The following is a 13,379-nucleotide window of genomic DNA, read 5'->3' on the forward strand; positions in this document are numbered from 1 at the left end:
TACATTTTCATGCCTTTCTAGTTGTTTTGTGGTTATTATAATTATAAAGCATGAAGTGGAAAACGAGCAACTCCTAATTGGAATTGCTCGTTTTTTATATGTGAGAAGCTAGTTTTTGCCCAGCCTCAACTCGCTCTTTTATTTTCAAGCTCGTGAAAAAACAGTCCGTTAAGGACTGTTTCAGAACGTAGACAAACTCCTAAAAATATAAAAAATTGAAGAAGTTTGCGAAAAATAACAAGTCATTAAACTCTTGGAAACATTGATATTTCGACGTTTCTGAGAGTTTTTTTATTTTCAACATAAAGAAAAAAGATTGAAGAAAATTGTCCAAAATGGACTTTTTCTGTTTATTGGTCTGATAGTCCGTCTTTTTGCCAGAATAGTGGCTATTTGGACAAAATAAAAAGGCTTCCCTGCCCTCATTTTTACCAATTTCTTGAGATTTAAACACGCCAAAGTCAGTCCAACCTTATCCTCCATTTTGGACTTGCCTTTCTCTCTTGTGTAACGAAGATTGTGGTACTCTTTGGCTGTCCCAAAGAGGCGTTCAATGGTTTCTTTCCGCTTCTGGTAGAGCTCCTTCATACCTTTCCTGTGCCGAATCTCTTCACAGCTTTCTAAAGCCTCTTTCCAAATGTGTCGAGTTACCACTTTCTGCTTGTTCTTGCTTTCTGTACAAATTGATAGAAGTGGACAAGTAGCACAGATAGCTGAGTCACTCTTATATTCCCGATAACCTTCTCTGGTTGTAGTGCGATAGGTTAAGACCTGATTCTCAGGACAGATATAACAGTCATAGTATTCATCATAGACAAAATCCTTCGAGCGTAGTTTCCCTTTCTTTCCTTTCGGTCGTGTATACGGAAAGACTGGAGTAATCTCTTGTTCTAGGAGGAAGCGAGCGATACTTGGGGTCTTATAGCCAGAATCGGCAACGAGAAAGCTAGGCTGAAAGGGTTGGAGTTTAGCGAAGAGTACAGGAAAGGCCTGGCTGTCATGGACATTGCCAGCCTCCACGCTATAAGCCAGAGCCCAACCATGCTTGTCACAAGCAACCTGAGCTGTATAAGCAAATACTTCCTTATGGTCCCCTTTATGAAACCAGCCACTTTCAGGGTCAGTTGTAGAAATTTTCTTAGCGATGGGTCCCTCCTCTTTTGCGGGCCCTAGCGGCTTTTTTGCATGCTTTTCTCTATCCCTGTTAATTTCAATCTCTAGCTGGTCACTCATAAACTTGGCTTGCTTTTCAATTTCACGATTGATGAATTTACGATTATTCGCCGCAGCCTTGATATGGGTACCGTCAATGAAAATTTCTGTTGGATCTATGAAGCCTGCATTGACGCAGAGACCTAAGATATGGGTGAAAATGCCTTCAATAACTTGTCTATCTTGAAAACGACGGACATAGTTCTTTCCGTAGGTAGTGAAATGAGGCACCTTATCATCCAGTCGAAGACCAAGAAACCAACGGTAGGCAGTGTTGACTTCGATTTCCTTAATGGTTTGACGCATGGAACGAATGCCGAAGAGACACTGAAGGATTGGAATTTTAATGAGCAGAATAGGGTCAAGACTAGGACGCCCTGTATCATCGCTATAGCTATCTGCGACTAAGTCATAGATAAAGGAGAAGTCAATAGCTTCCTCTATTTGACGAAGGAGATGATCTTGAGGAACAAGGTCATCTAAACTGTAGAAACCAAATTGACCGCGATTGTAGTCTGGATTTTCTTTGTGTAACATAGCGATTCTCCCTCTGCTTATTAGCTAGTATTCCTATCTCTATTATACTACTTTACATATGAAAAAGCCGTTAGAAATATAATTCTAACGACTTTGTCTTCATTCTGAAACAGTCCGTTAAGGACTGTTTTTTTATTTGAGACCGTATTTTATACCCCTTTATTCATTATCATTTTTCATTAAATAATAAGATAACTATATAAATAGAAGAAAGATTTTATAAAATTCTTATATATTCTTATCAATTATCATCAGTCGGAACTTTTTCCGTTACCAAAATAAAGAGTTTCCCCACCTATTCCAAGGAATAAGAAGTCTTATTTTTATACATCATTTTTTGAATAAAAATAAAAAGCTAGTATTTCTAGCTTTTTTTAATGTCTATTTCAAATTTTACACTATTGATATTTTTATTGTTTTTTATGTATCAATTTTGGTCAATTTTGGGGGAGAGATACACAAGAGGATTGACACCGTTATTTTCTGCATGTGCTAACATTCTAAATCAGGGGGGATATAGAAAAAATCTCTTGTCATAAATTCTACAAAATTTTTACCCCCTTTTTGTCTAACGGTTCCCGACTTGGAAGAAGTTCCCTTACTCGGTTCCCAATCATTTGAACATATTTCAACAGGGTAGGGGGGTAAAATATAAAATCAACAATCTATTATAATCTGATTCGTTTTTGACTTACGATAAATATAGACTAGATATTTTTTCCGATGTCCCTTTCCCGTTGCACGTTTCCCCTGCAGAAAAGCGTTTTGTTTTGGCATGGGGGCTTATTTATACTAGACTACTATCATCAGTGTAATAGTTGTTTATAATATTTTTCACGCGAGAAAAAATGTAGAATGACGGCGTGAAGTCCAAAGGCGATAGGGTGGTAGGGTACACCCCCCTATCTTCCAAATGCACTACAGACAATAGATAAGCCCTTAATACTAACATGTAAAGGGCTTAATGGTTTTATATTCTTTTTTGTATTTTTGGAGTGGTTTTCGTGTTCGTTCAATTAGTCATATCTTATATTCTGTCTAATTATGTTTCACTCTCTAAACTCAATGCTATCAAGGCTTTCAGCTATTCCTTAAATAATTACTAGCATTTTCTTCATTATGTCTAATTAATACTTGAAATTTGTCTTTAAATGTCAAAATTAGCCATCTTTGTATCTAGGTCATCTTGTCTAACTCCTATGTATATTAGCGTGATTGCTGGGCTTGAATGATTAAATATAGTCATTAAATCAGCTACATTCTTATATTTTTTATAATAATGATAGCCAAATGTTTTCCGCATGGTATGAGTACCAATATTTTCTATACCTAAATCATTCCCAGCGGTCTTTAATATCCAGTAAACTGTACGGCGGTCAAGCGGTTTATTTACACCGTTACGGCTTTGAAAAAGATAATGATGGGGCGGTTTACCTTCTACATACTTCCTTAACTCGTTCTTTAATGTTCGGGTCATTTTGATAGTTTTCTGCTTACCTGTTTTTTGTTCCCGAACTCGAATGTGCCAACCTTGGACGTCCTTAACTCTTAATTTTAAAATATCGCCAATTCTAAAACCTGTGTTTATTCCCACAAGAAATAGTATATAGTTCCTTTCATTCCAGGACCTTAGATAGTCCTTCATGGCTTGAATATCGTCTTTGTTTCGAATAGGTTCAACTGCGTTCATTTGCTATTTCCCCTTCTTTATCACGCGCATTTAAATTGTCATATTCACTAGCGGACTTATTTGGGAAATAGTATCGCTCTAAGTTTTCTAACCATTGGGCATGCCCTTCCAGCATTCCCTTATATTTTCCATCGGTTCGCGTTCTGAAGTTCTCTACATTGGTTTGCTTCAATAATTCCACCTTCTTTCTGTATTAAAATTACAACACCTTACAACGCTTAACAACACTTAGAATTATAAAGTGTTGTAGCGAAAACCCTTGGGGCGCAAGGGGTTTGAAGATGTTACTACACTTACTACACTTTTTTTGAATACGTTGAATTTTTTTATAATATATATACATACACAAGAAAGTATATTTCTTTTTTATTACTTTATATATAATAAGTGTAGTAAGTGTAGTAATATTCTGTAAAGCGTTGGGGCTGTTGGGGTTTCGTCACTACACTTTTTCTAAAAAGTGTTGTGCCAAGTGTTGTAAGTGTTGTAACTTATTTTTTCTTATAGCCCCTCTGCGCCTTCCCTTTGATGGGCACATATAGGGGTAAATAGTGGGGCTGGTCTTCCTTGGGGTAGAAACCTTTGGGAAGGTCTGCCCCTCTTGGTATCCTAATAGGATAAGCCAATTTTTCCCAGTCTTCGGGTAAATATTGCGGAAAGTGAGTGTGAAAACCTTGACTACTGAAATTATGTTGAAAATTATGATAATCTGCAAAGCCTGTAAAGTACCACCATACCCAATCATTAGGGATAAAGGTAGAATGTAAATTAGTAAATAGATTTTGTGAAAATGCTAAAACAGGATCTATGGCTTCCTGATATTCGTCAAGTAAATCTATAGACTTGCTCGGCTCTATAAAGTCCTTGAAATCTAGGTCGATAACTGTTTTTAACACGTATTCTAGGACGCTAGGGCGCGTGATATAATCGTTTTTGATTGCTCGGTTAGGTTTCCCTTTAAAGTGCTTATTAAAGGGCAAAATAACCATTCTACGCCGTATAGCGTGATAGTCTCCCCGTATCTTTGGTAGGGTGTTTGTTGATTGAATGACAACAGTTTTTATAAAGGTACTATAAGCATCTTTCCCTTTTTTCTCTACCGTTACAGTATCCCCACCAACTAGGCTGAATAGTTTAGAAGTATCACGAATAACCGCCCCAGCTTGCACATCGTCGCCTATTATGGCTTGTTTTCCGATTGCTTGGGCTAGGGTAAAGCGATTATTAACATCTAAGTCCGTTATCTTTATACTTGCTATATTCTGCCGTCCTATTAGGTTTATAAATAACTCTTGTAGCGTTCCCTTTCCTGTTCCGCCTTCTCCTACAAACCAAAACATTTTAGCGTAACTTTCCCCACGTACAACGGCATTGAGTAGTTGAAGTGATAGCTGATAAAGTTCTTTATCCCCGTTAAATAAATCTAATAGCCAGTCCTTAAACTCCCAGCCCTTTATAGTCGGGCTTTGGGCGTGTGGATTGTAGTTGGTTTGTATCTTATGAGTGAATACCCTTGTTTCTGTAAATGGTTCTAGTGTCCGTGTCTTTCGGTTGTAGATACCATTGCCAACTATTATCAAATGTGGGGCGTTTTCCGCCTGTCTATGTGGTGCTTTTCGGGTTAAGTGGTAAATACAATCGCTAGCCCTTTTTTCGTTGTGCCGTGGCTCTATAATACTTATAAAGTCTTTTAAAAATTCCCTATCATTGATATAAAGCCCCTCATCAGGATTATAAAAATAAACGGGTTTTGTACCCTCATCGCTTTCAATTCTGCAAACTGTCAGCAGTTCCGCCATATATTGGGCAACTATCAAAGGTGGAACAGGCTTTTTAATTTCTGCTTGTGCCTGCTTATCGTCTAAACCGTCTTCTAATAGCTCTCTATAGCGTTCTGCCTGCTTGTGTTGGACAAATTGCAATACCTTCCCTTGCCAACCTTTAAACGTTCTAAGCCGTATATCACGCGCATTATATTGCGTTTCTCCTGTTATTTGTCTTCCATACTGTGTAATACTACCCACCTTCTTTCTATGGTCTAGCTTATGATTTTTGTATCTTGTTTTTGCTGATTGATAATGTATGCTATTGTATTTCCTGTAGCTTCAGCAAAATAAAGCCGTTTCATCATGTCTAAGAAATAACTTGCTAGGCTTGACCGTTTCACAATGGCAGAAAATAAATCTACTACTTGTTCAAAATCATAGCCATGTAAATACATTTGTCTAATAAAAATAGCCGTTTCTTCCTTGGTGTAAATCCCATTTGTGACAGTATCAAACATCCAGCCATCTAGGTATAGTCTGCTTGCTTGTCTTTGCTGGTCTAACGTGTATCTTTCAAAGTCTTCTAGTTTTGCTAATAGACTTGTTTTCATGATACTTATTGGATAATCTCTAATAAGTTCCCAATCTTTCGGGGCTGGTATTTCTTCAACTACTTTTAAAGTAATGTTGTTTAGGTTGAAAGGTGTGATATAACCACCAAATGGCAAGTAGTAAAAAAAGCGGAAAAAATTATCTTGCATTACTGCGCGTGTCGGATTGTCTTTTAGTAAATCTAGTAGTATTTGTTCCCCACGTTTTATAGTCACTTCTACAATGTTATACATCTTTTTCCCTTTCTATGTTCTTTTGTTTCGCTATTTGTTGCTTTACCCATTCAGCTCTATCTTTCTCATCTGACAAAGATATAAAAATATCTATTTCCTCGCGTGATATTTCTCCCTTAAGAAAAGCTATTATCACTTGGTAAATTTCGGGGTCTTCTTTTCTAACGGTTTCTAATAGTTCTTCTATATCCATTCTTGAAACTCCTAGTTATATCTCTTGCCAGCAAGCCAAATATAAGCCCCGTAGTTATCGTTTATATGTTGCGTGGTATGTTTACCCTCAGAAACTTTTTTAGGCATGCTAGGGGCTTGAATACTACCTAAACCAACGCCAAACCATAGAAAGAGGTTTAGCGGTGTAAATATTGCTATGAGTGTTAACGCTTGTTCTATTGTCATTTCTTGCATTTTATAAAATACCTCGTTCTTTTTGGTCTTTGATAATTAGACTGCGGATATAGTGCCAAATATTCCCTGTTGGCGCTGTTGCTAAATTGTCAGGATTTTCAAAAATCCGCTGTTCTTTATCCAGATAATCAAATAAAAGATAGTTGGGGCGCCCTTTCCCGATTGATAGCGCATTTTCTAAAAGAGTATTATCGTGTTTCCGTAACTCCCCTAACAAATAATCCACATTCGCTTGATAAAACTCTTCATGACCTGCCTCAGCCTCTTTATATGCCTCTGATAGTCTGTAAAACTCCATCCAAAGCGTTGTAATAGCCGTTCTACAGTCTTCAGCGATTTCAGTAGCTCCCTTGTGACCTTTGGCGATATGCCAATCGCTTAAAATATCTAGCTTTTCTTCTGCAACTTGTAACCGTTCTTCAAATTGTTTAAAATACTGTTTCATGTATGATTTTCCTTATACCTCGGCTTCTAGCAATACTTCAAGCCGTTTCTTTTCTTCTTCGATTTGTTTTTCAAGCGCCCCTATACCTGCCATTAGTTCGCTATGATTGGCTGGTATAAAATAGCCCTTATGATTGCCTTTGCGGTTGCCTATAATTGGTATTTTATGCTTGATTATCAGCCGTCTAACACATTCCCTAACCGTTCTTTTATCTAGGTTGGTTTGTTGTGCTATGTGGCGTGCCGTGATGGCTTTTTCAATTCCTACACCGATTAGGCTATATATATGCTTGTCGTTTCCTTTTAAGTCCATTTTCTCTCCTTTCTGCTTTTATTCTTGTATTTCTGGTATTGGCTCGCGCGGTGGCGCGTGCTTTTCCCGTGTGTTGACCTGTCTACAATTTTTCTTTTACTATACATGTTTTGGAACTAGCCTAGACTATCCCCAGCGGTTGCCCGCCCCAAACTTATCTTGTAAGTGTGTGCCAAAATAATAGCCTAGTTAGTGTGTGCTTTATGATTTTGAAAATCTTAATATCTTGAAATAAATAATATTGACTTGCCTTCTCATTGTCCTTATGGTATGATTAAGGCAATAACAAAGGTATGCAAGGGTTCGCCCTTCCCTGGTTATTGTTTAATCATTTGAAGGCTTGTCAGTTTGGTCGCTGGTGTAAGCCTTTTTTGTTGTCATTCTTTCAACTTTTCCAGTATTTCGTCAACATCTCGCACATCATAGTAGATAGACTTCCCTTGACGGCGTGACCTTAACCCGCATGACTTTAGATATTTCATGTATTTGTGGTCAAAGCCATATAACTCCATTACTTCCCCTTGTCGTAGGGGCTTTTTGTTTAGCCGTTCTATTTCGTCCTTTGCCATTTCACGCGCCAAAACTAACGCACCACGTACAAGTTCAAGGCTTGCGCTTTCGCTTTCGCTTAACAATGCTTCAGTCATTTGTTTTTTCCTTTCTGTTCAATATACCGCTTAAAATCGTCTATACGCCGTTTTTTTATTTTCTGGTATCTTTATACTACCCATTCTAAAAAATCGCTAGAATGTACCTTTTTTTGAGAATTTAACACCCTCTAGGCGTAAACCTCAGAAAATTCTTTGTAAATGTCGTCGGGGATTTCCGTTAGGGCTTGTTGTTGGAGTTGGATAGCCTTTAGGCGGTTTGTATCGCTTGCCGTTGGCTTATTGATAATGTCAGCCGTTGCCAAAACTTGCTTGAAATACTCATCTAGCTTTAACTTCCGCCCCTCGGTAATTTCTTGTTTTTCTTCTCGTTTGGTTTTTAAGAATTGAAATTCGTCAATTTCATCATTCAGCAAGCTATAAGAGATAATGCCACGGTGTCGCCATTGGTTAAAACGTGCCTTAATTCCCTCTATCGTCCAACCTTTTAGCCGTTCTAGGAGTAAATCAAAGCTAACTAGCCCATTATCTTCATAAACTTGTTGTAGTAGTTCCTGTGTAAATGGTGTTTTAGTCATCTTCCGTTTCTCCCTCGATATATTCCAGCTCCTTTTCTGTCAAAGTGCTATTGTACTCAGAAAGCAAGTAGCCTAGCCCTTCTTGTAAGCCTACCCATAGTTCACAAAATTCTTTTTTGTCTGCTTCTTTCGGGATAAGGGGCTGAAAGTCCTCTACTTTTTCGGCTAGGTCATACAATTCATACAGTTGTTTGAGTAAATCTAGGTACTTTTTACGGCTGATAGTATAGTTTTTACGGGCTTTCTTCCGTTTCTTGCCCTTTGCTCGATAATGTAGAGTGTGTTCCTCTAGCATTTCTTGGATCTGTACCCATGCTTGGGCGTTATGTTCCACCATATCGGGTAAAACTTCAGCATTTTCATCTAGCCCCATAGCTTCCGCCATGTTTACCTTGTCATCTACCCATTTTTTAAACTCTTTATAGGTCTGTTTCTTGCTCATTTTGTGTTTTCTCCTTTAGTTTCTCTTGTAAATAGCCTTGTATCTCCCATATGAAACGGCTAACGGCTTCAAATTTGCCCGCTAGTGTCGTTTCTATGGCTTCATTATTCAAACTAGCTAGATAATCGGTAATGTAGTCTAGTTCTTCATCTGACTTGTTAGCACGCTCTAGGAGTGCTTCAAGTTGCTTACTTGCCATTGTCTGCCCCTGTGTCTTTTGTATGCTCCCAAAGGGCTTTATAATCGCCGTCATGGTCTAGGCTCTCTAGTAGATAAAGGGCTTCATCGCCAAAATTTGCTATATGGTCTAGTGTTGTAGTGACTGCCATTTCTGGGAAGTCTGTATCTAGTGTACTGTCCGCCATATCCATTACCATTAGTTCAAGGTAAATAACCCTTTCTAGTAATTCTTGGCGTGTCGCCCGTTGTCCTAAAAAGGCTCTACGCTCAATAGAGTAGCGTTCTTCAAGTGTGGTCATGTTGTATTTCCTTTCTAGCACGCGCCTGCGTGTTTATTCTTTGGATTAGGTGGGGAAACCCTGTATTATCGTTTAATCATTTGTTTTTGTCGTTGGTCGTAGTTTTAAGGGGTACGCCCTTAAAATGGTCTTTAGTTCTTTTTTCTGCGCGTGATTGCCCTTGGTCGGTGGTCAATCATGAGTAAATAGCCATTGTAAGATAGCTAGAATGTACCTAGCCGTCTTTTTTAGGGTTAGATAAAGTAGTCCGCCTATGGTTGTCTCCTTTCTTACTAATGTACCTTATGTATCTTTTTTTAGTGGTCTAAATACCATTAACTTAATATCGTGGTAACACATACCAAGGTTAATCATAGCAATAACCATTTCTTCTAATGCTTGGTATCTGATAAGCTCTTGACTTGTTAGGCTGTCAATTCCACTCATACCTCCACGTTTTGCCATCAACTGCTTTTTGTTCATTCCTGTTGTACCTTTTAGCAAAAGGTTTGTAATCGTGCTATGCGCATGTTTAGGGGCTTTCTGCCATATTTCTATGCTGTCGTGTAGGGTCTTCTGCCTAGGTTTTTCTAGCGCTCTCTGATAGCGAAATTTTGCTACCTCGTCACGCATTTCAAAGAATGCTTTAACTAAATTCTTTTTAAATTCTCTGACAGGTTCAGTATTGCCTAAATAAGTAACTAATAAGGTTGCCTGTTGCTCATTTAATCGATAAACTTTCCTAGGTCGTCCGCCTAAACTTCCTTTTTCGGGTTTATGGATTTCAAATGACAAAACCCCGAAAACTTCTAAATCTTTCTTGTGTTTTTCAATCAGCTTTCTAACTGAGATATTCTCAATTTCAGCATGTTCTGCTATGATGTCGTGTGTCGTATATGGTTCTTTCCGTCCGTCCATGTAAACTAATTCCATGCTTTCCTAATCCTTTCTAATAATCTTTTGCTAGCCATTGCATTGCCTTTTGATAAACACTTGGCTTGACTTCTCCGCCATTGCATAGCTTTCGATATGTTGTTGGTACAACTTTAATCTCTGCACTAGCTTGTTTAGCGGATAACTTCTTATCCGCTTGTTTTCGGCGAATTGCTTTTGCTTGTTCTAAAGTTATAAGCATATATCTTCTCCTTTCACTCACATATTGTGAGTATTATATTACACTCTCATTTTGTGAATGTCAAGCAGAAAATTCACATTTTGTGAAAAAATATTGGTTTTTTTACACTTTTAAGTTATAATTATTTTTGCAAGAAAAAAAAGGAGGACTACTTTTTGGAAAATAGAATAGCTGAATTAAGAAAAGAAAAAGGGATGACCTTAAAAGAATTAGGTGACATTCTAGGCATAAGAGATAATACTTTGAGCCAATATGAAACAGGTAAGAGAAATCCTCAATTAGGATTATTACAAGAAATTGCCGACTTATTCCATGTTTCTATAGAATACTTAACAAAGAGTACTGATAAAAGAGATTTCCCAGTTAACAACGACAAAGAAATGTTAGAAATTCTTGAAATGATTGATAGTAATAAAATATCTTTATTAAATCTGTCAAAAGCAACTATGTTAGAACTCGCAATGAGAATAATACAAAAATATGACGATTTCCACGGCGGTAAATACGATAACTATCAAAATGTTGCGCTCTATACACTTCATACCGTTGAAAAGGAAATTGAAATTATGCAGTGGTACTCAACGAGAAGAAAAACTGATAATGAGACTATAGAAAAAATATACGATAAACTAACTTTCGAAGAAACTACAGTAACACCGCTAGAAGTTCTAACCTTTATAGAAGAAGGGGAAAGAATTAGCCATGATGACTTAAAAGACATCTTAGAAAAAATGAAAAGCTTACGCGATGAAGAAAAAGACTAAATCCAAAATAATACAACTTTTGTAATAATCTATAGACAACTAAAAAACGCCAACCCAGCAGGTCGGCGCGTGGAAATATACAAATTGATTGACACATAACCTATAATGGGGGTATAATCATAGTGTAAAGAATTGTTGTGAGGACAATTCTAGCACTAAATCAAAAAAGCCCCCAACGTGCCAGCGTTGAGGGTTTTTGTTTGCCCCTGTTTGGGGTTAGTCGTCGTTATCGTCTAAATAATACTTAACTACTTCAGTCAAGATATTAACCAATAACGGCGCTAGAATACTTGTGAGGATAAGTTCTAGCAACTAAATCACCTCCCTTCAGTAAATTCAGGGGGCTTGTATATCTTATCAGATAATTTATTTTGTTGTCAAATTCTCCCCGCTTACACACGGCAACATGTAAGCAACCATATTTTTATAATTGATATTTAATCCCAAATACTATAAACTAGATAAACGGAGAAAGCATTTATAACGCCCGAGGGTGTATATTTGCGTGAGGTGTCTAGTTTTGCTAGGCACTTTTTTCATTCTTAGTAACACTATAAGAAACCACTTATAAACACGCGCATACTATTTTATTCTTTCGATTAGGTGGGGAAACCAATAGGAAGGATAAACAAATGATTAAACAATACCAACTAAAAGACGGCTCTGTTAGATACTCTTATATTGCTTATGTAGGTATAGACCCACTTACAGGCAAAGAAAAGCGCGTAAGGAAAAGAGGTTTTAAAACTAAGAAAGAAGCCAAAATAGCTGAAAGCCAATTACTTCTAAAAGTGGAGCATGAAGGATTTTTTGACAAGCCAGATAGAATAACCTTTGAGGAAGTCTATAAGATATGGCTGGAACACTATAAAAACACCGTGAAGGCTAGTACATACGCCAGACAAAAGGCACAAGCAGACTTACATATCATCCCAGCCTTTGGCGCGTGCTACGTGGATAAAATAAGCCTACCAATGTGCCAAAAACAGGCTCAAGAATGGTTTAAAGGCTACAAGAAATACGCTAACTTTATCGGTATGACTAAGATGGTTTTAGATTTTGCGGTAAATCTGGGCTATATTCATGATAACCCCATGAAGAAGATAATAAAGCCCCGTAAATCCTCTGAAGTCGATGAAGAAGAAAAGAAAAAAGAAAACTTCTACAGCCGTGAAGACTTGCAAAAGTTCCTAGACTGCCTAGCAAAGGAAGACAAGGAAGAAATAGCCTGCATTTTCCGCTTACTCGCCTTTACAGGTATGAGAAAAAGCGAAGTTCTTGCCCTACGGTGGAAAGACTTAGACTTCTTTACCTCACGTTTATCAGTTAGCCAAATAGTAGCCTACGGAGAAAATAACACTATTGTCTATCAAACACCCAAAACAAAAAAGAGTAAGCGCACTATCACGCTTGACCCTATTACCGTGTCTATTCTGAAAAAATGGGAAAAGACTAGACAGTTTTTAAACTTCCCCCAGCGCGTGAAACCAACTGACCTAGTTTTTCCAGCAGAAACAGGCAACGCCCATAGTTTTGATTATATAAACTATAATCTACGTTGTATCCTGAAAAAATATGACTTGCCTTATATAACGCCCCACGGTTTCCGCCATACACATTGTAGCTTACTTTTTGAAGCTGGGGCATCGATTAAAGAAGTACAAGAAAGATTAGGTCATGAAGATATTAAAACAACTATGAATATTTACGCTCATGTTACGGAAAATACAAAAGAAAAAACGGCTGAAAAGTTTGCCCAATTTTTGGGAATGTAACGCCCAGCCGTTACCATTTCCGTTACCATTTCAAAAAGAAAACCATTCCCAAGGCACGGGAATGGCTTAAAATCAACGTTTCTAACGGTTTTATAACGCTGATTATTTGAGACCGTATTTTTTGTTGAAGCGATCCACACGTCCATCTGCTTGAGTGAACTTTTGACGTCCAGTATAGAATGGGTGTGAGTCTGATGAAATTTCCACACGGATCAATGGGTAAGTTTCACCTTCGAATTCAACTGTTTCGTTAGATTTCTTAGTTGAACCGCTAAGGAACTTGTAGCCAGTAGTTGTGTCCATGAAGACAACAGTGCGATATTCTGGATGGATATCTTTTTTCATTTTAAAATTCCTTTCTGCCATGGACTCTTTCCGAGCCATAGATTATAACCATTTAAGTT

The 13,379-nt window shown here is 37.6% G+C and carries 19 protein-coding genes; 2 read left to right on the forward strand and 17 right to left on the reverse strand.

Annotation, left to right across the window (positions count from 1 at the left end; all coding sequences use genetic code 11):
- Window positions 1-297: 297 nt before the first annotated feature.
- The 16 genes from ODU50_RS05260 to ODU50_RS05335 form a co-directional block, all read right to left on the reverse strand.
- Window positions 298-1,749: an IS1182 family transposase gene (locus ODU50_RS05260; RefSeq protein ID WP_105153668.1), complete on the reverse strand. Its 1,452-nt coding sequence runs from the start codon at window positions 1,747-1,749 to the stop codon at window positions 298-300.
- A 1,147-nt stretch (window positions 1,750-2,896) separates the two neighbouring features.
- On the reverse strand, window positions 2,897-3,439 hold the full coding sequence (locus ODU50_RS05265) for a site-specific integrase (protein WP_105153667.1): 543 nt from the start codon (window positions 3,437-3,439) through the stop codon (window positions 2,897-2,899).
- Window positions 3,426-3,620: a hypothetical protein gene (locus tag ODU50_RS05270; RefSeq protein WP_105153666.1), complete on the reverse strand. Its 195-nt coding sequence runs from the start codon at window positions 3,618-3,620 to the stop codon at window positions 3,426-3,428. The genes ODU50_RS05265 and ODU50_RS05270 overlap by 14 nt, the downstream gene beginning before the upstream one ends.
- 310 nt (window positions 3,621-3,930) lie before the next feature.
- Window positions 3,931-5,463 carry a phage/plasmid primase, P4 family gene (locus ODU50_RS05275; RefSeq protein ID WP_105153665.1) on the reverse strand — a complete coding sequence of 511 codons (1,533 nt, stop codon included), beginning with the start codon at window positions 5,461-5,463 and terminating at the stop codon, window positions 3,931-3,933.
- 14 nt (window positions 5,464-5,477) lie between these two features.
- The gene (locus ODU50_RS05280; RefSeq protein WP_105153664.1) at window positions 5,478-6,050 is read right to left on the reverse strand and encodes a hypothetical protein; all 573 of its coding nucleotides are present in this window, start codon (window positions 6,048-6,050) and stop codon (window positions 5,478-5,480) included.
- The gene (locus ODU50_RS05285) at window positions 6,043-6,243 is read right to left on the reverse strand and encodes a hypothetical protein (RefSeq protein ID WP_105153663.1); all 201 of its coding nucleotides are present in this window, start codon (window positions 6,241-6,243) and stop codon (window positions 6,043-6,045) included. The genes ODU50_RS05280 and ODU50_RS05285 overlap by 8 nt, the downstream gene beginning before the upstream one ends.
- 11 nt (window positions 6,244-6,254) lie before the next feature.
- Window positions 6,255-6,458 (reverse strand): hypothetical protein, encoded by a 204-nt coding sequence (locus ODU50_RS05290; RefSeq protein ID WP_105153662.1) that lies wholly within the window; start codon window positions 6,456-6,458, stop codon window positions 6,255-6,257.
- Window position 6,459: 1 nt separating this feature from the next.
- Complete coding sequence (locus tag ODU50_RS05295; RefSeq protein ID WP_105153661.1) at window positions 6,460-6,903, reverse strand: hypothetical protein; 444 nt, start codon at window positions 6,901-6,903, stop codon at window positions 6,460-6,462.
- Between the two features lie 12 nt (window positions 6,904-6,915).
- Window positions 6,916-7,215, reverse strand: coding sequence for a hypothetical protein (locus tag ODU50_RS05300; RefSeq protein ID WP_014636469.1), 300 nt, complete (start codon window positions 7,213-7,215; stop codon window positions 6,916-6,918).
- A gap of 377 nt (window positions 7,216-7,592) precedes the next feature.
- The gene (locus ODU50_RS05305) at window positions 7,593-7,862 is read right to left on the reverse strand and encodes a hypothetical protein (RefSeq protein WP_105153660.1); all 270 of its coding nucleotides are present in this window, start codon (window positions 7,860-7,862) and stop codon (window positions 7,593-7,595) included.
- Window positions 7,863-7,993: 131 nt separating this feature from the next.
- A complete protein-coding gene (locus tag ODU50_RS05310; protein WP_023370052.1) occupies window positions 7,994-8,401 on the reverse strand; it encodes a hypothetical protein in 408 nt (135 codons plus the stop codon).
- Window positions 8,394-8,843, reverse strand: a complete 450-nt coding sequence (locus tag ODU50_RS05315) for a hypothetical protein (RefSeq protein WP_238145638.1) — start codon at window positions 8,841-8,843, stop codon at window positions 8,394-8,396. Before ODU50_RS05315 ends, ODU50_RS05310 begins: the two co-directional genes overlap by 8 nt.
- Window positions 8,821-9,042 (reverse strand): hypothetical protein, encoded by a 222-nt coding sequence (locus ODU50_RS05320; protein ID WP_074400673.1) that lies wholly within the window; start codon window positions 9,040-9,042, stop codon window positions 8,821-8,823. The genes ODU50_RS05315 and ODU50_RS05320 overlap by 23 nt, the downstream gene beginning before the upstream one ends.
- Window positions 9,032-9,322, reverse strand: a complete 291-nt coding sequence (locus tag ODU50_RS05325) for a hypothetical protein (RefSeq protein ID WP_161947039.1) — start codon at window positions 9,320-9,322, stop codon at window positions 9,032-9,034. Before ODU50_RS05325 ends, ODU50_RS05320 begins: the two co-directional genes overlap by 11 nt.
- 282 nt (window positions 9,323-9,604) lie before the next feature.
- A complete protein-coding gene (locus ODU50_RS05330) occupies window positions 9,605-10,234 on the reverse strand; it encodes a Rha family transcriptional regulator (RefSeq protein WP_105142277.1) in 630 nt (209 codons plus the stop codon).
- A 16-nt stretch (window positions 10,235-10,250) separates the two neighbouring features.
- Entirely contained in the window at window positions 10,251-10,436 is a 186-nt protein-coding gene (locus tag ODU50_RS05335; RefSeq protein WP_105142278.1) for a hypothetical protein, read from the reverse strand.
- Window positions 10,437-10,591: 155 nt separating this feature from the next.
- On the opposite strand from ODU50_RS05335, the gene ODU50_RS05340 reads away from it, so the two are divergent.
- Complete coding sequence (locus ODU50_RS05340) at window positions 10,592-11,200, forward strand: helix-turn-helix domain-containing protein (protein ID WP_105142279.1); 609 nt, start codon at window positions 10,592-10,594, stop codon at window positions 11,198-11,200.
- Window positions 11,201-11,832: 632 nt separating this feature from the next.
- Window positions 11,833-12,975 (forward strand): site-specific integrase, encoded by a 1,143-nt coding sequence (locus tag ODU50_RS05345; RefSeq protein WP_105153658.1) that lies wholly within the window; start codon window positions 11,833-11,835, stop codon window positions 12,973-12,975.
- Window positions 12,976-13,077: 102 nt separating this feature from the next.
- Here the strand turns inward: ODU50_RS05345 and ODU50_RS05350 are convergent, their stop codons facing one another.
- Window positions 13,078-13,320 (reverse strand): type B 50S ribosomal protein L31, encoded by a 243-nt coding sequence (locus ODU50_RS05350; protein ID WP_012027466.1) that lies wholly within the window; start codon window positions 13,318-13,320, stop codon window positions 13,078-13,080.
- Between the last annotated feature and the right edge of the window lie 59 nt (window positions 13,321-13,379).

The sequence above is a fragment of the Streptococcus sp. 2020WUSS084 genome (assembly GCF_044427445.1).
Lineage (GTDB): Bacteria > Bacillota > Bacilli > Lactobacillales > Streptococcaceae > Streptococcus > Streptococcus suis.